Source organism: Brachyspira innocens ATCC 29796, assembly GCF_000384655.1.
In the GTDB taxonomy this organism is placed as follows: Bacteria; Spirochaetota; Brachyspiria; order Brachyspirales; family Brachyspiraceae; genus Brachyspira; species Brachyspira innocens.
The window spans coordinates 63,094-83,586 of sequence record NZ_ARQI01000122.1; the positions used below are offsets into that span (position 1 = coordinate 63,094).

Here is a 20,493-nt window from a genome sequence, read left to right on the forward strand (position 1 = left end):
ACAAAATTATACGTGCGTAAAATAAAATTCAAAATTTAAAAGGCGCTTGGGTGGGCTTTAAAATATAAAAATTACATATTTAATCTAAATAATATATACAAATAAAAAAGAAGTAAACAAGTCTTAAAGGGCGGGGATGTAAATAAAGTTAAAAATAGAACTAATTTAAATAAAATTATAAAAAATAAAATCCTTGTATAATAAATAAAAAAAATATATACTATAATCCTTATTTATATATTTTTGGGTTGGAAATATAAATGAACAAAAAAAATATAGTAATAATTGGGGCTGGAAATGCAGGAGAAACTCTTGCATATGAAATACTCACTTCTGATGATAATAATGAATATAATATATTATGCTTTTTAGATGATGATATAAATAAAAAAGAAATTAATATCAAAAATCACTCTATAAAAGTTAAAGGCAAAGTAAAAGACATAGAGAATATAATAAAAGAATACAAAAATGATAATACCAATATAGAAGAGATTATTATTGCAATACCAACTCTCAAACAAAAAGAACTTCTTGAAATACTTGATATAATATATCCTACTGGAATAAGATATAAAATACTGCCAGGATTTTTTGAAATAATAAAAGGCAATGCCTCTATAAAAGATATAAGAAATCTTGAACCTTCAGACTTGCTCGGAAGAGAAGAGATTGGTTTTGATGAAAAAGAAATATCAGCATACTATAAAGATAAAACAATATTAGTTACAGGAGGAGGAGGATCTATTGGAAGCGAACTTGTAAGACAGTTAATTACACTTCCTGTAAAAAAAGTTATGGCTTTGGATAATTCTGAAAGTGCTGTTCATAATCTTATAATGTCTTTAAATGATAGAAACAATGAAAAACATAAACACAAATTTATGTATATAATATCAAATGTACGCGACTATGTTAAAGTTGATAAAATCTTAAAAGAAGAAAAGCCAGATATAATTTTTCATGCAGCCGCCCATAAACATCTTCCTTTTATGGAAAGCTATCCAGAAGAAGCTATTAAAAATAATATACTAGCCACAGAAAATATAGCAACCCTTGCCATTAAAAATAATATAAAAAACTTTGTATTTATATCAACGGATAAAGCAGTACGCCCTACTTCATTAATGGGAGCAAGCAAAAGAATATGCGAAAGAATGATAATGTCATTGTCGCATGAACAAAATAATACCGCATTCAAAATAACAAGATTTGGAAATGTTTTGGGAAGCAGCGGAAGCGTTATACCAGTATTTGAAAAGCAGATAAGAGAGGGCAAAGCATTAACTGTTACGCACCCTGAAATGGTAAGATTTTTTATGTCAATAAGGGAAGCTGCAAGACTTGTAATTAAAGCATGTACTTTAAATGACGGCATAATATTTACTTTGGATATGGGAAAGCCTGTAAAGATTTTGGACTTGGCTAAAAATATGCTAAAAATGTACGGACTTACTGAAAAAGATATACCTATAATTTTTACTGGAATTAGAGAAGGAGAAAAACTTTATGAAGAGATTTTAATGGACGATGAAACATTAATACCTTCTCAATATAAAAAATTATTTATCGCAAAAGACCCAGTTAAATGCCTCACTCCTGAAGAGAGAAAAGTTATGATTGATGCATTTGATATTGCTTCTCTTGATGCTGATAAAGAAACTATAAAAATGCTCATGCATAGATATATAGAAGAATATACAGGATAAATAAAAAACTTTATACCCAAAAAATATAGCTTGTCAACTGATGCACTTTATATAGAATTATAAACCTTTTTGCCGCAACTTCGTTAAAGTTTTTGCCAACACCACAGTAGAACTTTGTCAAATACAGTTCTTTCACCTAACTACAGCTTCGCAGGCCAAAGCCTATATATTAAAAACAAAATATGATTTTATTTTTGACAAACTATAATTGTTTAGGTATATAATTTATTTTTATAAAACATATATTAGACTTGTTTCAAAACTACTTGACAAATAATTTTATGAGTTTTTTATTTTATGCTAAATTATATAATATTAATTATAAAATAAATCATATGTTGTATGATTTATCATTTTAATATATAAATATGCAGTCGGCTGTGCCTGCTTCTCGCCGCAGGCGTACTTCGTATGTGCCACACCGAAGGCGGACAGGCGTCACAAAAGAAGTGGGGTTTGTGGTAAAGCCCCAACTATAATCAAAAAAATATTAAATTAAAAAACTATAAACGTTAATAAATTGAGTTTTGAAACAAGTCTATTAAAAAACTTTGACAAAAAACAATATTTTGAGTATAAATTAATACAAATAAAAACTATATTAGGATAAAAAATAATGAATAATCTAATCAATTTTAAAATTAAAGACAAAGAAAATTATTTTGAAAGTGAAACTACTGCATATATTAAACCACCTAAAAAAATACCATTCTTTTTAAAACTTCCAATGTGGATAGCAAAAAAGAAAGTAAAAAAAGACCTGCTACTTCCAAAGATTTTAGCTTGGAACTCTAAAACTGCAATAAGCTCTGGTATAATGGAGGCATTAATTACGCATGACGATAAGGAAGTGCCTAAAAGACTTTTAAAACTCATAAGAATACAAATCTCAATAGATATAGCATGCCCATTTTGTATAGATATGAACAGCTTTGAATATGATAAAGATAGTGTAACTGAAGAAGAAATAAAATATTTACAAAATAAAGATATAGATTCATGTCCTACAATATCAAATAAAGAAAAGATTGCTTTAAAATATATTTCAGCTATTACAAAAACACCAGTAATAATATCCGAAGAATTAATAACGGAAGTAAAAAAAGAGTATTCAGAGCGTGCAATATTAATATTAGCCTCTACTGCCGCACAGGTGAATTATTGGGCAAGGCTTATAAGGGCTTTGGGAGTACCTACTGCAGGGTTTACCAATATATGCAAAATTAACAAATAGAGCATAAAAATATTGACTATAAAGTAAAAAATTATTATACTTGAAACATTATATAAAAGGTTTCTATATATGAGTATTGAGGTAAGCATATTAACACTAGAAAAATTATTAGAAAAACAATTAGTTATTCCTGAATATCAAAGATTTTATGTATGGGATAAAGAAAATGTTGAAGATCTTTTAAATGACTTAAAAGATTTTTTCCTAAATAATGGGAATGAAAAATATTATTTAGGAACAGTAATTCTTCATAATGATAAAACAAATAAAAAATACAATATTATAGATGGTCAGCAGCGTATATTAACTTTATTAATAATATTATATGTTTTTGAACAACAAGAATATAATATTGAAGGAGAATTTAATAATAAAATAACCATGCAAAACATAAAAAACAATTATAAATATGTATCTGAATATTTAGATAATTATAAAAATAATAAAATTAATTTACTAAAAAATATTATATTTACAGAAATAGAAACTGACTCAGAAGATGAGGCTTTTATATTTTTTGATACGCAAAATGGGAGAGGCGTTACATTAGATGCAATAGATTATTTGAAATCATATCATTTAAGAGCTATAAAAGATGATAATTATAGAGATATTATTGCTGAAGATTGGGATAAAAATAATAGATATAACAAAAATAAAAAGCATAATAATTTAAATATTTTATTTAACGAAATACTATGGAAAGCTAGAAGATGGACTGGACGCAATATACATTATGAAAATATAAAAGAAATAAAAAGAGAATTTGAAAAAAATACTAAACATAATGATAATGATAAATGTTTATATTATACAAATATTGAAAATATTATGTCTATTAATAAAAATATTACTAAAGATATTAATTTCTTAGTATTTAATATTAAAGAAAAAAACATAAAAATTAAAGATAAAAAATATTATCCATTTAAGATACGTCAGCCAATTATAGAAGGTATTAACTTTTTTTTATATACAAATAAATATAATGAGATATACAAATATTTATTTGATAATAATAATGAAGTATCAGATGAAGATGAAATTAAAAAATTTCATAAATTATATACAACTATATATTATAAAAAAAATATAAGTAAATATTTAAAATCTTTATTTGAACTGCTTTGTGTAGTTTATTATGATAAATATGGAGAAAAAGATTTATTTAAATTCGCTTTATATTGCGATTATTTAATAGGAAATTATCGTATATTAAAAGCTAGAATATCAAAAGAAACTATAATTAAAATATTAAAATTTGATATAGAAGAAAAAGAGACAGATAATTTATTAGATATTATACAGATGTCATTTGAGGCAGATGAAATTATAAAATTTATAGACAAAATCACTCCTAAAATAAAAGAAAATATAGATATAAAAAAATCAGGAGTAATTTCTGAATATATTATCAACTATTCAAATTTTATTAAAGATAGAGGTATAGATATAGACATAAAAAAGATGAAAGATAAAAAACATATAAATTATAAAATGGATAAATTAAAAGATAGAAAAAATAGTATATTAAAAATAATTTCCAAAGGACAATGATATGAGTAATAAAGTTGCAGCAGATACATTTAGTTTAAATAAAATAATAAAGGAAGAAATGTATTTTAGTATACCAAATTATCAAAGAAACTATGTATGGAAAGAAGAGCAAATAAGAAAACTTTTAGAAGATATAGAAAATGCCATTATAAATAATAATAATGAATATTATATAGGTTCATTAATTGTATTTCATAGAGATGATGACAATAGATATGACTTGGTAGACGGACAGCAGCGTTTTACTACAATATGCTTACTTTTAATTCAGATAAAAAAAATTATTGATAACAATGAATTTGTATTAAAGTTTTTATATAAAGAAAGATTAATTTTTAGAGCTAGGAAATTTGCTAACCTTTTTAATGAAGAAAATCAAAACTCAGATTTTTATATAGCAAATAAAGAAATAAATCATTTTCTCAATAGGATTAATTCTGATAAAAGCATAATAACATTAAATCGTTTTATAAAATATATTGCTGAAAAATTAACTTTTGTAATTAATAAAATGCCAAATAAAAATCAGATGTATATAAATAAATTATTTGAAACATTTAATAATAGAGGCAGACAATTACAACAGCATGAAATATTAAAATCTTATTTGCTGTCAAAAGTAAACAATAGGAATATATATTCTAAAATATGGGAATCATGTTCCATAATGGATAACTATATTGAAAAAAATTTAAAAGATATATTAAAATTAGATAATAAAACACTGCAAACATTAGTTAATGCTGATAACAGAGGAAAGGCTGATGATAAAGATGTAAGCCTATCAGAAAATATTGAAGAATATTTGAAATCTATAATAAAGGAAACAGAAAATCAAGATAATTTAAAAAGTAAAAGAGGACATAATTTTTATGCCATTTTAGAGAATTATGATTTTGAAGATTTAGATAATCAGTTTGAAAATGATTTACCTAATGATTCCGAAAGTAATTATGAAGCACCAAAAATAAGAAGTATAATAAGTTTTCCAATGCTTTTATTACATACTTTAAGAATTTTTTTAATAGAAAATAAAATAGCAAAAACAGTAGATGTAAAAGAAAAAGAGCTCATCAATATATTCAAATATATTTTTGATGATGATAATATATCTAAAAAGACATCTTATTTTTTTAAGCTTTTATGGAAAATAAGAGTTCTATTTGATAAATATGTTATTAAATTTGTGTCGGATGATGCTAATGAAGATGGAGAAGTATTATCTATATGTAATCTTGTTTATAGAAAAAATTATAAGAGTATAGAAAGAAGGATAGATAAAAATAATAAAGCTTTATCTATGCTTCAAAGTATATTATACTACACTCAGGAATCAATAACGCAGTATTGGCTTACTCCTTTTTTATATCAATGTATAAAAATTAATGATGCAAATGAGTTATATAAATATTTAATGAAATTAGATAAGTTATATCAATATTTAATGAAATTAGATAATTTATTATATTTTTATGAAAGTGATAAAAATTTAAGTGAAAAAACTATTGAAATATCCGCTATTGATATAGATGGTTATTATCATGACAATACCGAAAATATAATAAAGAAATTAGAAGAGGAATTACAAAATTTGAATTATTACGGATGTAATAGATATTGGTTTTACAAATTAGAATTTATTTTATGGTATAATTATTATAATAATATAAATTCTAATATTTTTAATCAAAATGATGATAATATTAATAAAAAAATACAAGAAATATTAAATAAATTTAGAATTACTTCTAAAAATTCTATAGAACATGTATATCCTCAAAATCCTGAAAACTCACCGAAATGGGAAGATATATATTTGCATAATTTTGGGAATTTGGTTCTTATTAGTCAAGGACTTAATTCAGAATATAGTAATAAACCATATCATGAGAAGTTAGCTAGATTTAGAACTAACCTAGATAGGGGAAATATAGAATCATTAAAATCATTGTTAATATTTAAAAATGAAAAGTGGAATGTAGAAACTTGTGAAAAACATTTAGAAAAAGTTATCGAATTATATAAAAAATATTATGAAAATATACAAAATGATGAACATAGAAGTTAAAGTAACAGCGGGAGCTAAATCTAATAGTTTTAAATTCGAGAATGGTGCTTATTCTATTCGCATTATGGCTAAGGCTATAGACGGAAAGGCTAATAAGGCTATAATTGAATTTTTGGCTGATGAGCTTAATATTAAAAAAAAAGATATTAATATACTTAAAGGCGAGAAAAGCAGCAAAAAAATTATAGCTATTAATATCGAAGAAAATAAACTCAAAGAGTATTTTAGTAAAAATTAGATTTTATTACAGCATAAAACTGTTAAATTTTTTGTATTATTTTTTTGCATAAAAATCAATTTTCAGTATAATAATTGAATTAAAATAATAAAAAACTATTACTTTCGGATTTTTATTTATGGGCATATTCTTACTTATCGGAGTTATGGCATTATCAGCATCGGCAATATTTGTTAAACTGGCTAATGCCCCATCATCTATAATGGCGTTTTACAGAATATTTATTTCATTCTGGTTTATTTTTATTATTACAATGTCAAAAAAAACAACCAGAGAAGAAATATTTTCTCTTACAAAAAAAGAAATTATACTAGGTTTAATATCTGGTGTTTCGCTTGCACTTCATTATTTTTTATGGTTTCATTCACTAAATCTCACATCAGTTGCAAGTGCCACTGTAATAGTAACTCTTCAGCCTTTATTTGCATTCGTAGCTGGATATTTCTTTTTTAAAGAAAGATATACAAAACTAGCAGTATCTGGTTTTATTATAGCAGTAATAGGATCAGTTATTATAGGTTGGGGAGATTTTCAATTAAGCGGTAAAGCCCTGCTTGGAGATTTGCTTTCATTTATATCGTCTGGTTTTATAAGCAATTATTTTATTATAGGACAGTATACAAGAAGAAGATTATCTGCATTCAGCTGGATAAGCCTTACATACTTTTTTGCTTTTGTATTTTTAGGTATATTATCATATATAATGCATATACCTTTTACTGGATACTCTACAAAAACTTGGTTTAATATACTGGGTCTTACTTTAATATCAACTATGCTTGGTCAAATGGTGTTTACTTGGCTTTTAAAATATTTCTCTGCCACAGTTATATCTATGACCATTTTAGGTGAAGCTGTTGGAACCTGTATACTAGGATATTTTATACTTCATGAAACTGTAAGCCTTCAGCAGTTTGTAGGGATAATAGTAATACTGCTTGGTATAGGAATATTTTTGTGGGAAAAAAGAAAAACTATTTCATAATATAATTTTATATAAAAAAAGGATAACATTTTATGGATAAAGAAAAAATACATCAAAAACCCTTAATGGAAGAACTTTATAAAGATGAACTTGATGCTTTAAAAAAAGAAGATAAAAATAAAAAACCAAAAAACTGGCTTCTCTCTCCGCAGTCAGTAAGAGATTTTATATTGGGTAAAGAATTAAAAGACGGCACTGTTATAAAAAGAAAATTCTACGGTGATGATGCCTTAGTAGAAAGAGCAATAATAACATTAGCAGGCAACAGAGGATTAATGCTTGTAGGAGAACCAGGTACTGCCAAAACTATGCTAAGCGAATTATTATCAGCAGCCATTAGCGGAAACAGCACAATAACCATACAAGGTACAGCTGGCACTAATGAAGATAATATAAAATACTCTTGGAATTATGCTATGCTTTTTGCCAAAGGACCTGTAGAAGAGGCACTTATACCATCTCCTGTTTACAGCGGTATGAGCAAAGGACTTATTACAAGATTTGAAGAGATTACAAGATGTCCGCTTGAAATACAGGATTCTCTTATAAGTATATTAAGCGACAAAATTATGAATATACCAGAGCAAAACAGAGTATTATTTGCAAATGCTGGGTTTAATATCATAGCCACTGCCAATACCAGAGATAAGGGTATAAATGAAATGAGCAGTGCCTTAAAAAGAAGATTCAATTTTGAAACCGTTGAGCCTATAAAAAATCCTAAACTTGAAGGTGAAATAATAACAAGCCAATGCCAAACATTATTAGAGCTTGCTGATATTGATATGGATATAGATTATGATGTTGTAGACGTTCTTGCTTCTACATTTAATGAGCTTAGAAGCGGAAAAAGTTTTGAAAATGCTAAAATACAGGAGCTTAACTCTGTTATGAGTACGGCTGAAGCTGTTTCTGTATATTATCAGTCTGCCCTTCATTCTTATTATTACGGAGATAAAAAAATAAAAATGGAAACTGTAGTGGGCAGCTTGATTGGAAGTGTGGCTAAAGAAAATAAAGATGATATTCCTAAATTAAAAAACTATTTCAATAACTCTGTAAAAATAAAAGCAGAAAAAATGGGTAAAAGATGGAAAGAGTATTATGAAAGCAGGAATTTGATTAAATAATTTTTTGAATTTATATATATGTGTTTCTTTTATAAAAAATAGTTATTGTTCTAAAACAATATTTTAACTAAAAAATAAAAATATAAATTATAACAATAACTATTTTTTTATTTTTTTTGATGATTTACTATTGACATATAAAAATAAATTTACATAATATATAGCATACAGTTTAAATACTTGAAGGGAGTATATCATATGTTTGTAAATAAAGTATATTCAATATATTACAGTGCAACAGGAACAACACAGAAGATAGTTTCTTTTATAGGAGAAAATATCGCAAAACAGTTGAACGTTCCTTTTGAAAAAATTAACTTTTCTTTACCAAAAAACAGAGAAAAAGTATTAGAGTTTAAAGAAGGGGACCTTGTAGTATGCGGAAGTCCTACATATGCAGGAAGAATCCCTAATGTTATGCTTCCTTTTTATAAAAATAATATCAAAGCTAGCGGAGCTTTGGCTATACCAGTAGTTTTATATGGTAATAGAAATTTTGATGATTCTTTAATAGAGCTTAGAAACACTATGGAAGATAACGGATTTCATACTATAGCTGGTGCTGGATTTATAGGAGAACATGCCTTTTCGTATGTACTTGCTGCCAATCGACCTGATGAAAAGGATATGGAAATAGCTTTAACATTTGCTAATAAGGCTGTAGAAAAAATAAAAAATAATGCAGAAATACCTTCTGAACCTATAAAGGTAAGAGGAAATGAGCCTATACGTCCGTATTATATTCCTAGAGATGAACATGAACATGCTATTGATATACTTAAAGTAAAACCAAAAGTAGATACTTCTAAATGCACCAACTGTAAAACTTGTGCTCATGTATGTCCGCTTGCTTCTATAGATTTTGATGATATTACCAAATATGTAGGCAAATGCATAAAATGCGGAGCCTGCATAAAAAAATGTCCAGAGCATTGCAGATATTATGATGATGAAGGTTTCCTATATCATCAGCATGATCTTGAAAAGCAGTTTGAAAGAAGAGCTGAACCTGAACTATTCTATTAATTTTTAATAATTTTGAAACTTCCTATGATTATAATATATTAATGAAAAATACCCAATGGATTTTTATTTATTCATTGGGTTATTTATTATATGATTTTTTATGATGATTAATTAATAGTATAAATCTATTATTCTTCTGAAATATCGCTTTCCTCTTCTTCTGTATTTCCAGAGGCCTCTCTTAAAACCTGCTTTATAGCGTCAAATATTTCTCTAGCTTTAGCTTTAGTTATTTCTGAAGTTTTAGTTTTTTTAGTTATTGATGCTTTTTTTAGTATCATATCCCCATATACATTACCTATACCGCTTAATATTAGAGGATTTTTTATTAACTTCTCTACAGTAGTATCATTATCTACAAGTAATTGACAGAATAAATTATAATTAAACTGCTTAGTAAGAGGATCATAACCTATTTGAGGCATTGTAGTAGAATCTTTCCATATAGGAATTATTTTAGTTATTTCTTCTTTATTATTTTTACTGTCATCTACAACAAAGAAGTTGCCATGATCAGTTTCTAATTTAATAATACTATTATCATATGTATCGTCTTCGGTAAGTACAAAAGAACCATTAGGACCTAAATCTACAAGCATAGCATCTTGAGAAAACTGGAAATGCATATAACCGCCGTATCTTAGTACATCTATAATCTTTTGCCCCTCTATATCTTCCATCTCTTTATATTGTTTATCTATAGCTACTATTTTATTGATATAAGAATAGCAAATCTCGCCTTTGATAGAGTTTATTAATGTAATTAAATTTGGTAGTTCTTTCATTTATGATTATTCCTATTTGTATTATGTTTACTCATATTTTAGCATGAAAGAAAAAAAAATCAAATTTACAATCAATCAGTATGATTATAAATTTGATTTACATATTTTTATATATAACTTAAAATATTATTTATTTTTTAAATAATTATCAAAATATTCTATAGTTTTTTTAAGCCCTTCTTCTAGTTTATAATTAGGAGTCCAATTAAGTTTTTCTTTAGCTAAAGTTATATTCGGCTGCCTTTTTACAGGGTCATCTTTAGGAAGATCTTTAAACACTATTTCAGATTTTGAATTGGTCATATCTATTATCTTTTGGGCAAACTCTAAAACTGTCATCTCATAAGGATTACCCAAATTTACAGGTCCTATGAAGTTTTCGCTATTCATCATACGTACAGCACCATCTATTAAATCATCGCAGTAGCAGAAACTTCTTGTCTGGCTTCCGTCTCCGTAAACTGTTATATCCACATTCTTTAATGCCTGTATAATAAAATTAGATACTACCCTTCCGTCATTTTCATTCATTCTTGGTCCGTAGGTATTAAATATTCTTATAATTTTTATATCCGTATTATATTGTCTGTGATAATCCATCATCAAAGTCTCAGCACTTCTCTTACCCTCATCATAGCAGCTTCTTATACCATTAGGATTGACATGTCCCCAATAACTTTCCTGCTGTGGATGTTCCAAAGGATCTCCATATACTTCGCTTGTTGATGCCTGAAGTATTCTAGCATTGCAGTCTCTTGCTAAGTCAAGCATATTAAGTATTCCAAAAACACTTGTTTTAAATGTATGTACTGGGTTTCTTTGATAATGTATAGGTGAAGCGGGACATGCAAAATTATATATTTCATCGCACTCTATATGTATAGGTTCTGTTATATCATGTCTTATACTTTCAAAATTTTTATTATCTACTAAATGCTTTATATTTTCATTAGAGCCTGTAAAAAAATTATCAATAGATACTACGTAATTGCCTTCTTTTAATAATCTTTCGCATAGATGTGATCCTAAAAAACCAGCTCCTCCTGTTACAATAATTCTTTTCATTAAATTATTCCTCTTAATATATTTTTACAACTATAATATAACAATATATAATTTTTTCAATAAAAAACATAATTAATCTTAATTATTATAAAAATATTTTTAATAGTGTAAAAAATATGAACTATATATTGATTACAACATAAAAATACAATATTATAAAAAATTATACTATATTTTTTATTGACAACAGCACTTATTTTTACTATATTAGTTACTGATATCTGAAATAAATAATAATATATTAATAACTTAAAGGATATTTTTATGCGTATAAATCTTAATTTTGAACTTGAAAATAACATAATAAGCAAAGAATACAGATTAACTATCATAAGTTTCATTAAAAATGCATTAGAAAAAAACTATAAAAATACATATGATTCCATCTATAATAATAACACAAAGATGAAAGCATTTACATTCGGAGTATTTTTACCTGATGCTAAAATCAATAATGATAATATAGAACTTTCAAGCAGATATATAAATGTAACTTTTTCTGTATTTGATAATCAATTATTTATAGAGCTTTATAATTCTTTTAATAATATGCTAAACAAAAAATATCCTAAAGATGAAAACACAAAAAGTCAAATGATTATGACATTAAAAAAAATAACTATGCAAAATGAAAAGCCTATAAAACAAAATAAAATACTAATAAAATTTTTAAGCCCATTAGTATTACGCAATCATAACAGAGAAACAAATAAAGATATATATGTAACATTTAAAGATGATAATTTTAATTCTATTCTAAATCAATCAGTAGAAAGACTTGCAAAAGAGTTTGATTTTGAAAGCTCTCAAATAAAATTGACGCCATTAAATCTAACAGATAATAACGGTAATATCATACAGGAAGAATCCAAAACAACAGTGGTTCCTTTCAAAGAATTGTTAATAAATGTTTCTTACGGCAAATTCTGTTTGGAAGGCGACATTAACCTATTAAACAATCTCTACAAAATAGGTATAGGCAGCAGAAGAAGCGAGGGTTTCGGACTATTTGAAGTTTTATAATATTTTTTAAGGAATTTTTATTATGGCAAAAACAAAAAAATATAGTCAGCATGAATTAAATTTAGAAGATAATCAAAACAATAACCTTGAAGAAGAATATTTTGAAATTAATCTTGATACTTTTCTTTTTAATGCAGGTGTTATAGGTTTTATTGAAGTGTTGGAAAAGTCAGAAGCTAATAAAGGTACAAGTTTAGATAACAAAAAAGATTACTATTTTGAAAATCAAACACTATATGTTAATAAAAAATTTTTATTAAATTTAGATTTTGCAAAATACTATTTAAAAACCGTATATAATAAATTTTATAAAAATACTATTCTATATAAAATGTTAAATACAAATAAAACAGATTTAGAAAGTATAAAAAAATATGATAATTTTCTAAAAAGAACAACACTAATTACAATAGCTGATACATTAGAAGATGATAAAATAAAAGAATTATTATCCAATTATCAAGATAATAAAGAAATAAATTTTAAAGAAATAGTTTCATATATAAATGATAATGAAAAATTAAAATATTATTTATATATTGGAAATATATTTTTTGATAAATTTAGCCTAATATTTTATAATATATATTTTTTAAGATATAATCCTTCTATTAACGGATACTATATACAAAAAAATACAGATTTTATAAAATTAATAAATGATTATTTTATTAAGATTAAAGAATATATAATTCAGTTAAACAATAAAAACAATTATAAAGATAAATGTTTAATATGCAATTTACATACTCCTAAACAACTTGATACAGATAAAAAATTAGATATGGCTTTTTTAATAGATATTGGAATAGCTAAAGAAAGAAAAGGTTCTGTTTATTGGAACTTTAATTCAGATGTACTTATTTGTCCTATATGTTACCTAATTTATTCATGTACTCCTATAGGTTTTATAAATATTAATAATATAATGGTATTTATAAATGATAATGATAGTATAGAGTCTTTAATATCTATGAATGCTCCAATAAAAATTGAAGAAGAAAACAATACAAATTATATAGCCTATAATACAATGATTAACAGAGCTTTAGAATTAAAAACTAAAGAACTTGATTCTATACAGGTAATAATAAGAGATGATACAAAATATTCATTTAATACCATTGCAAAAGATACGTTAAAAATTATAAAAAATAGTGATACATATTTAAGTAAAATATCAAAAAGCTATTTTAAATACAGAAAAGATGAATCATTAAATATTTATAAAGAATGCATAGAAAATATTTTAAACAATAGAAATCAATATAATTTAATATTAACATTATTAAAAAATATTGATAATAAGCAAGAAGGAAATAATAATAAAATATTTTATTCTATAAATACAATATTTAATATATTAAAAATACAAATAGCAAAAGAAACTTTAAAGGAGAATAATATGAGTGAAAAAATTAATTATGCATATGTAGCCTGCAAATCAGGGTATGATATTAGAAAAGAGATAATTAAGAAAAATAGTAATTCAGATACTGATGATAAAAAGAATAATGAAGAAGCTGATAATAAATTAAGAGGACTAGTATATAAGCTAATAAATGCTGTCAATACATCAAATGTAGATTTATTTTCTACTAATATAGCAAGACTTTATACTGGGCTTAATTTACCAATACCAAATATATTAGGTAGAATTTTTATAAGTGACGAAGATTTCAAAAATATAGGAAATGCTTATATTTTTGGTCTAAAAGGTGCTTTTTATGATAAAACAGAAAATCAAGAAAATAATAATGAAGGAGAAGAATAATGGAAAACAAAGGATTAACATTAAGTATTATTTTTGATGCCCAAAGTGCAAATTACGGAGAAGGTGCTAATAACTTCTCAGCATTAAAAAGATTAAGCAGAGGGGATGGAAACAGCTACAGCTACATATCAAGACAAGCATTAAGGTATAACATAATAGAACAGTTAAAATGGGATAATACAAAAGTTTCTAATGCTGATAAAGTTGTACAGTTTGAAATGAATACTTCTATAAAAGATTCCCCTGAAATAGATCTATTTGGATACATGAAAACAGGGAAAAATAGTGTTAATGGTTCTTCAAATACTAGAAATGCAGTTGTTAGATTAAGTAATGCTGTTGCTTTAGAAAGTTATAATTCTGATTTAGACTTCTTAAATAATATGGGAATTGCTAAAAAAAGAGGAGCAGATTTTGATAATGCATTGGTTCAGAATGAAATACATAGATCATACTATGCATATACTGTAACTATAGATTTGGATAAAGTTGGTATTGATAAAGTAGTGAAAAAAATTAATAAAGGAAAAGAACCTGATATAGAAGAAATAACAATAGATAATAAAGAAAAAGCAAAAAGAGTTAAAGATTTATTAAATGTATTAAAGTTCTTATACAGAGATATAAGAGGAAGAAGAGAAAATTTAAGCCCTATATTTATAATAGGCGGAGTTTATAATATAAAAAATCCTTTCTTTGAAAATAGATTAAAAGTTAATAAAAATAATTTGGAAATAAAAACTATAAAAGATGTTTTAAACCTTGATGAAGAGGAAATAAAGAAGAAAACGAAATTCGCAATAATAGATTCAATATTTTCAAATACTGAAGAAATAAAAGAAGAGCTAAAAGATTTAAATGCGGGAAGTGTAGCGGATGTAATTAAATATTTATGTGAAGAGGTGGATAGATATTATGAGTAATAAAACTAAATCCATTAAATTTAAATGTTATCAAAATATGCCTAATTATAGACGTCCTGCTAGTTTTGATTTCAAAGAAACTTTTAAACTTCCTCCATATTCAAGTGTCATAGGTATGATACATAAAATTTGTAATTGTCAAAACGGAGAATATATGCCTATGAAAGTAAGTATTCAAGGTACAAGTGAAAGCATAAATACAGATTTATACACAAGATATTTCTTTACACCTGATAAATGCGAAGGAGACAGATATTATTTTGCTATTTTAAATAAAGATGAAAAAAAACAAACAGGGTTAATTAGGGGAACTGGCATAACAGAATTGTTAATAGATGTTACTTTACTTATTCACATAGTACCAGAAAGTGATGATTTATTTGATACTATACTAAACGGATTAAAAAGACCTTATGTATATCCAGCTTTAGGGCGTCATGAAGATATTTTACGTATTGATGCAGACACAATCAAAATTATTGATATAGAAGAGACTAATACTGCAAATATTAATTATGATGCATATATACCTTTAGAATATTTTAGAGAGGAAGATAATATAACGGGAACAGTATATTTGCTTAATAAGATATTTGATACTTCATCAGGCATAAGAGAATGGAAAGAAAAAGTAAAAGTAAAATACATAAAAAAAAGAACTGAAAAAATAAGATTTGCTAAAAATGTATATAAAGATACTGAAGAAAATACAGGAATATTTTTAGCATGATTTTTGGAATGAAATAATATGAATAAAAATGAATATTTAGCAAAGTCTTCTAAAAAGAATTATTATGATGCTGAATCTTTAGAAATGCATACAAAAAAATTAATAAAATTATTTGAAGATTTTTTATTAAAATATAAAAATCAATTTAAACAAAAAGAAATTGATTTAATACGTACAGCTTGTGAAATGCATGATTTGGGTAAAATTAATTATAAATTTCAAAAAGAAATGTATAAAAAAAGTTGTATGCATTTCGAAGAAAATAAAAATATTGAAGTTTTCTATAAAAAGTATAAAAATATAAAAAATATTCCTCATGGTATATTAAGCTGCTGTTTCATAAATGAAGATGAATTAAAACAAAAATATGATTTTGATTATAATGATTTGGAAATACTTGCAACTTCAATATATAATCATCATAATAGAGAGTTTGATTTAGAAGACAGCGAAATATTTGAAAAAATAATAGCAAATGATTTAAATATTAATGCCAAAAATTTCGGTATAGAATACTGTTCATCTGACGGACTTATGAATAATAAGATAAAAAATAATGTTTTTCAATTAAAACCAAAATATCTATATAATTTCTGGATTAAGTTTATCATTATCAAAGGAATGCTTAATAAATTGGACTATGCTGCAAGTACTTATTTATATAATAAAAAACAAATAGGTATTGATACTTTGGAGCTTGAACCTTTCGACCCTAAAGAAAATATTGAAACTAAATTTAATAAAATCAATGAATGCCAAAAATATATGCTTGAAAATAAAGATAAAAATGTTATTGTCATAGCTTCTACTGGCATTGGTAAAACTGAAGGGGCTTTGCTTTGGGCAGGTAAATCAAAAACTTTTTATACTCTTCCTCTTAAAGTTTCTATTAATTCTATTTATGAGAGAATAAAAAATAATTATTATGATAAAGAAAAAATAAGTTTTTTGCATTCAGATTCTAAAATGATGATGAGAAAAGAAGAAAAAGAAGGTGAAGAAGATTATCAAACAAAATATATAGAAACAAGACATTTTGTATATCCTTTCATTGTATGTACGGTTGACCAGATTTTTTATTTTGTTTTTAAGTCTTTAGGGACAGAAAAATTTCCTGCCACTTTGAAATACAGTAAAATAATAATTGATGAAATACAGTCATATAGTCCAGATATTATAGCGTTTTTAATTTTCGGACTTAAAGTTATAAATGATTTAGGCGGTAAGTTTTTAATAATGACAGCTACTCTTCCTCCTGTAGTAACTCATTTCTTAAAGGAGAATATTGGAGAAAAAAATATTGCTGATATTAAAACTTTTTATAAAAAAGATAATAAAGAAAACATCATAAAAAGACATTTTATAAAATTTATTGATGAAAAAGAATTTGATTATAATAAAATATCAAAAAGTGCTGAAGACAAAAAAGTACTTGTAATATGCAATACAGTAAAACATTCACAGGAAGTTTATAATATTTTAAAAGAGTATAACATAAAAAATATTAATCTTCTTCATTCAAGATTTATAATGAAAGAGAGAGAGAAGAAAGAAGACGATATAAAAAACTTTGCCCCAAATGATATTAATAAAAGAAAAGAAACTTATGGTATATGGGTTTCTACACAAATAGTAGAGGCAAGTCTCGATATTGATTTTGATGAACTTTATACGGATATGTCTTCAGCTGATAGTATACTTCAAAGAATGGGTAGAGTTTACAGAGATAGATCTTATAATAAAAATGAGCCTAATATATTTATTTATAATACAAAAATAGGAATTCCATATGTATATGAACAACAAATATATGATTACTCTATTGAAAGTATAAAAAAATATAATAATAAAATATTTACAGAAAAAGATAAACAAAAATATATTAATGAAGTTTATGATATAGAAAAGTTAAATCAAGGTAAAAATAATTATTATGAAACTATAAAAAGTAAAATTAATACTCTGCTTAATTTTCCTATTAACGGATTAGAACAAAAAGATGCTAAAATACAGTTTAGAAATATTAACAGTATAACTGTAATGCCTCAAAAATTTTATAAGGAATTAGAAGAAGAGAAAATATTTGAAAAATATGATAAAAGTTTTGGTGAAGAAAAAATTAATATTTTAGAAGAAATAATGCACTATACTATGAGTATTAATTATTATTTTAATAGATATTGTAATAATAAAATCTCAAATGATAATCTTGAGCACATTTATATAACACAATTAAAATATGATGATAATATAGGATTATCAAATGATATAGATGATGAAGCTGATATTGACAGCAGGTTTTTATGAAAATGAATAATATAAATTATGTAACAGGTACAATTTATTCTTATAGTTTTTTATGTATGAGAAAGGTTTGGCTTTCTTATCATAATTTATCTTTTGAGGGGGAAAGTGAGCTTGTGAAGATTGGAAAGTTTATTGATGAAAATACTTATGCTAATCAAAAACATAATTTTATGATAGATAATAAAGTTAATATAGACTTTTTAAAAAATAATGTAGTCCATGAAATAAAAAAATCAGACAAAGAAAAACAAATGGCCATTAATCAAATAAAATATTATTTATTTATATTAAAAGAGTACGGATTTGATGATATAAAAGGAGAGTTAAATATACCGTCAAAAAGATACAAAGAAGAAGTGATACTTGAAAAAGGAGATGATGAAAAAATTTTAGAAAGACTTGAGCTTATAAATAAAATTATCAAAGAAGAAAATATACCAGATGTTGTAAATAAAAGTGCTTGTAAAAAATGTGCTTATTATGAGTTTTGTTATATATAAAAAATATAAGTAAATGGAGTTATTTTTATGAGTAAATCTTATTATTTATTTTCAAGCGGAGAACTAAAAAGAAAAGATAATACACTTCAGTTTATCAAATCAAACGGTGAGAAAAGAGATTTACCAATAGAGGTAATTTATGATATATATATTTTTTCCGAGGTTACAATAAATACTAAACTGCTTAATTTTTTATCGCAGATCGGTATATGTGTGCATTTTTTTAATTATTATGAGTTTTATGCTGGAAGTTTTTATCCTAGAGAAAAATTAGTTTCTGGTGATTTGCTTGTTCATCAGGTTATGCATTACAGTGATTATGATAAAAGAGTATTACTTGCCAAAAAATTTGTTTATGGAGCTTCTGACAATATATTAAGAAATTTAAAATATTATGACAATAGAGGACGTGATTTGAAAGAGGAAATAGAAAGCATAGAAAAATTAAAATCAAGTATAGATTTGTATTATAACATTAATGAGATAATGGGAATAGAAGGCAATATTCATAAAGTTTATTACAGCTCTTGGAAAAAAATTATCAATCAGGAAATAGATTTTGAAAAAAGAGTAAAGCGTCCTCCTGATAATATGATAAACTCACTTATAAGTTTTTTGAACTCTGTACTTTATACAAAGGTATTATCAGAGATTTATAAAACACAATTAAATCCTACTATAAGTTATTTGCATGAGCCTTCTGTAAAAAGATTTTCATTATCACTTGATACAGCAGAAATTTTTAAACCATTAATAGTTGACAGACTTATCTTTTCATTATTAAATAAAAAGATGATAAGCGAAAATGATTTTGATAAAGATAGTAATTTTTTAAGACTTAAAGATAAAGCATTAAAAACAATAATGGAGGAATTAGAAAAAAGGCTTACCACTACTATAAATCATAGAAGTTTGAAAAGAGATGTATCGTATAAACATTTAATTAGATTAGAACTTTATAAAATATCTAAACATTTGCTTAATGAAAAAGAATATAAACCTTTTGTAATATGGTGGTAAGAAATAATGTATTTAATATTAGTTTATGATATACAAACAGATGACGAAGATGGTGCTAGAGTTGCAAGAACAGTTTTTAAAACTTGCAAGGCATATCTTAATCATATACAAAAATCTGTCTTTGAGGGTGAACTTTCAAAAGTGCAGTATTTGGAATTAAAAAATAAGCTCTTTGACATTTTAAGAAAAGAAAAAGATTCTTGTATAGTTTTCAAAAGCCGTAATGAAAAATGGCTTGATAAAGAGTTTTTGGTAGAAGAAAGCATTGACAAAACTTCTAATTTTATATAGAATGATTTTATTGTCGAAGTGTAATTGTTATAAAATTGTGCTTAATCGACAGAATATTTTTGACAATAATATATTTATTAACTGTTTTTTAATTATGTATTTGTGCATTTACACGAATTAAATATGTA

Annotated in this window: 18 protein-coding genes; 16 read left to right on the forward strand and 2 right to left on the reverse strand. The window is 24.9% G+C overall.

Translation table 11 applies throughout. The features are described from left to right. The first annotated feature begins 260 nt into the window (after window positions 1-260). The 8 genes from F811_RS0111365 to F811_RS0111400 all read left to right on the forward strand — a co-directional run bounded on the left by F811_RS0111365 (window position 261) and on the right by F811_RS0111400 (window position 9,947). Complete coding sequence (locus tag F811_RS0111365; RefSeq protein ID WP_020005363.1) at window positions 261-1,709, forward strand: nucleoside-diphosphate sugar epimerase/dehydratase; 1,449 nt, start codon at window positions 261-263, stop codon at window positions 1,707-1,709. Between the two features lie 616 nt (window positions 1,710-2,325). Then, window positions 2,326-2,943, forward strand: a complete 618-nt coding sequence (locus F811_RS0111370; protein WP_020005364.1) for a carboxymuconolactone decarboxylase family protein — start codon at window positions 2,326-2,328, stop codon at window positions 2,941-2,943. 69 nt (window positions 2,944-3,012) lie between these two features. Next, on the forward strand, window positions 3,013-4,500 hold the full coding sequence (locus F811_RS0111375; protein WP_020005365.1) for a DUF262 domain-containing protein: 1,488 nt from the start codon (window positions 3,013-3,015) through the stop codon (window positions 4,498-4,500). A 1-nt stretch (window position 4,501) separates the two neighbouring features. Next, on the forward strand, window positions 4,502-6,568 hold the full coding sequence (locus tag F811_RS0111380; protein WP_020005366.1) for a DUF262 domain-containing protein: 2,067 nt from the start codon (window positions 4,502-4,504) through the stop codon (window positions 6,566-6,568). Further along, entirely contained in the window at window positions 6,552-6,806 is a 255-nt protein-coding gene (locus F811_RS0111385; protein ID WP_211216981.1) for a DUF167 domain-containing protein, read from the forward strand. Before F811_RS0111380 ends, F811_RS0111385 begins: the two co-directional genes overlap by 17 nt. A gap of 118 nt (window positions 6,807-6,924) precedes the next feature. Beyond that, the gene (locus tag F811_RS0111390; protein ID WP_020005368.1) at window positions 6,925-7,791 is read left to right on the forward strand and encodes a DMT family transporter; all 867 of its coding nucleotides are present in this window, start codon (window positions 6,925-6,927) and stop codon (window positions 7,789-7,791) included. A 32-nt stretch (window positions 7,792-7,823) separates the two neighbouring features. Then, window positions 7,824-8,921 (forward strand): ATP-binding protein, encoded by a 1,098-nt coding sequence (locus F811_RS0111395; RefSeq protein ID WP_020005369.1) that lies wholly within the window; start codon window positions 7,824-7,826, stop codon window positions 8,919-8,921. A 198-nt stretch (window positions 8,922-9,119) separates the two neighbouring features. Beyond that, complete coding sequence (locus tag F811_RS0111400) at window positions 9,120-9,947, forward strand: EFR1 family ferrodoxin (RefSeq protein WP_020005370.1); 828 nt, start codon at window positions 9,120-9,122, stop codon at window positions 9,945-9,947. 128 nt (window positions 9,948-10,075) lie between these two features. Here F811_RS0111400 and F811_RS0111405 read toward each other — a convergent pair whose 3' ends face one another. Further along, window positions 10,076-10,732, reverse strand: coding sequence for a DNA-formamidopyrimidine glycosylase family protein (locus tag F811_RS0111405; protein WP_020005371.1), 657 nt, complete (start codon window positions 10,730-10,732; stop codon window positions 10,076-10,078). Window positions 10,733-10,858: 126 nt separating this feature from the next. Beyond that, window positions 10,859-11,797 (reverse strand): UDP-glucuronic acid decarboxylase family protein, encoded by a 939-nt coding sequence (locus tag F811_RS0111410; protein ID WP_020005372.1) that lies wholly within the window; start codon window positions 11,795-11,797, stop codon window positions 10,859-10,861. 264 nt (window positions 11,798-12,061) lie between these two features. Between F811_RS0111410 and cas6 the strand changes: the two genes are divergently transcribed. From cas6 to cas2, 8 genes are read left to right on the forward strand one after another with little or no spacing between them, the layout of a single operon-like run. Further along, on the forward strand, window positions 12,062-12,820 hold the full coding sequence (gene cas6 / locus F811_RS0111415) for a CRISPR-associated endoribonuclease Cas6 (RefSeq protein ID WP_020005373.1): 759 nt from the start codon (window positions 12,062-12,064) through the stop codon (window positions 12,818-12,820). A gap of 22 nt (window positions 12,821-12,842) precedes the next feature. Further along, window positions 12,843-14,594 (forward strand): type I-B CRISPR-associated protein Cas8b1/Cst1, encoded by a 1,752-nt coding sequence (gene cas8a1 / locus F811_RS0111420; RefSeq protein ID WP_020005374.1) that lies wholly within the window; start codon window positions 12,843-12,845, stop codon window positions 14,592-14,594. Then, window positions 14,594-15,517 (forward strand): type I-B CRISPR-associated protein Cas7/Cst2/DevR, encoded by a 924-nt coding sequence (cas7i, locus tag F811_RS0111425; protein ID WP_020005375.1) that lies wholly within the window; start codon window positions 14,594-14,596, stop codon window positions 15,515-15,517. Before cas8a1 ends, cas7i begins: the two co-directional genes overlap by 1 nt. Beyond that, window positions 15,510-16,247: a CRISPR-associated protein Cas5 gene (gene cas5, locus F811_RS0111430; RefSeq protein ID WP_020005376.1), complete on the forward strand. Its 738-nt coding sequence runs from the start codon at window positions 15,510-15,512 to the stop codon at window positions 16,245-16,247. The genes cas7i and cas5 overlap by 8 nt, the downstream gene beginning before the upstream one ends. Before the next feature lie 18 nt (window positions 16,248-16,265). Then, window positions 16,266-18,554 carry a CRISPR-associated helicase/endonuclease Cas3 gene (locus tag F811_RS0111435; protein WP_020005377.1) on the forward strand — a complete coding sequence of 763 codons (2,289 nt, stop codon included), beginning with the start codon at window positions 16,266-16,268 and terminating at the stop codon, window positions 18,552-18,554. Next, a complete protein-coding gene (locus F811_RS0111440) occupies window positions 18,551-19,054 on the forward strand; it encodes a CRISPR-associated protein Cas4 (RefSeq protein WP_020005378.1) in 504 nt (167 codons plus the stop codon). Before F811_RS0111435 ends, F811_RS0111440 begins: the two co-directional genes overlap by 4 nt. A 27-nt stretch (window positions 19,055-19,081) precedes the next feature. Then, window positions 19,082-20,074: a type I-B CRISPR-associated endonuclease Cas1b gene (gene cas1b / locus F811_RS0111445; RefSeq protein WP_020005379.1), complete on the forward strand. Its 993-nt coding sequence runs from the start codon at window positions 19,082-19,084 to the stop codon at window positions 20,072-20,074. Window positions 20,075-20,080: 6 nt separating this feature from the next. After that, window positions 20,081-20,365: a CRISPR-associated endonuclease Cas2 gene (gene cas2 / locus F811_RS0111450; RefSeq protein ID WP_020005380.1), complete on the forward strand. Its 285-nt coding sequence runs from the start codon at window positions 20,081-20,083 to the stop codon at window positions 20,363-20,365. Window positions 20,366-20,493: the final 128 nt, after the last annotated feature.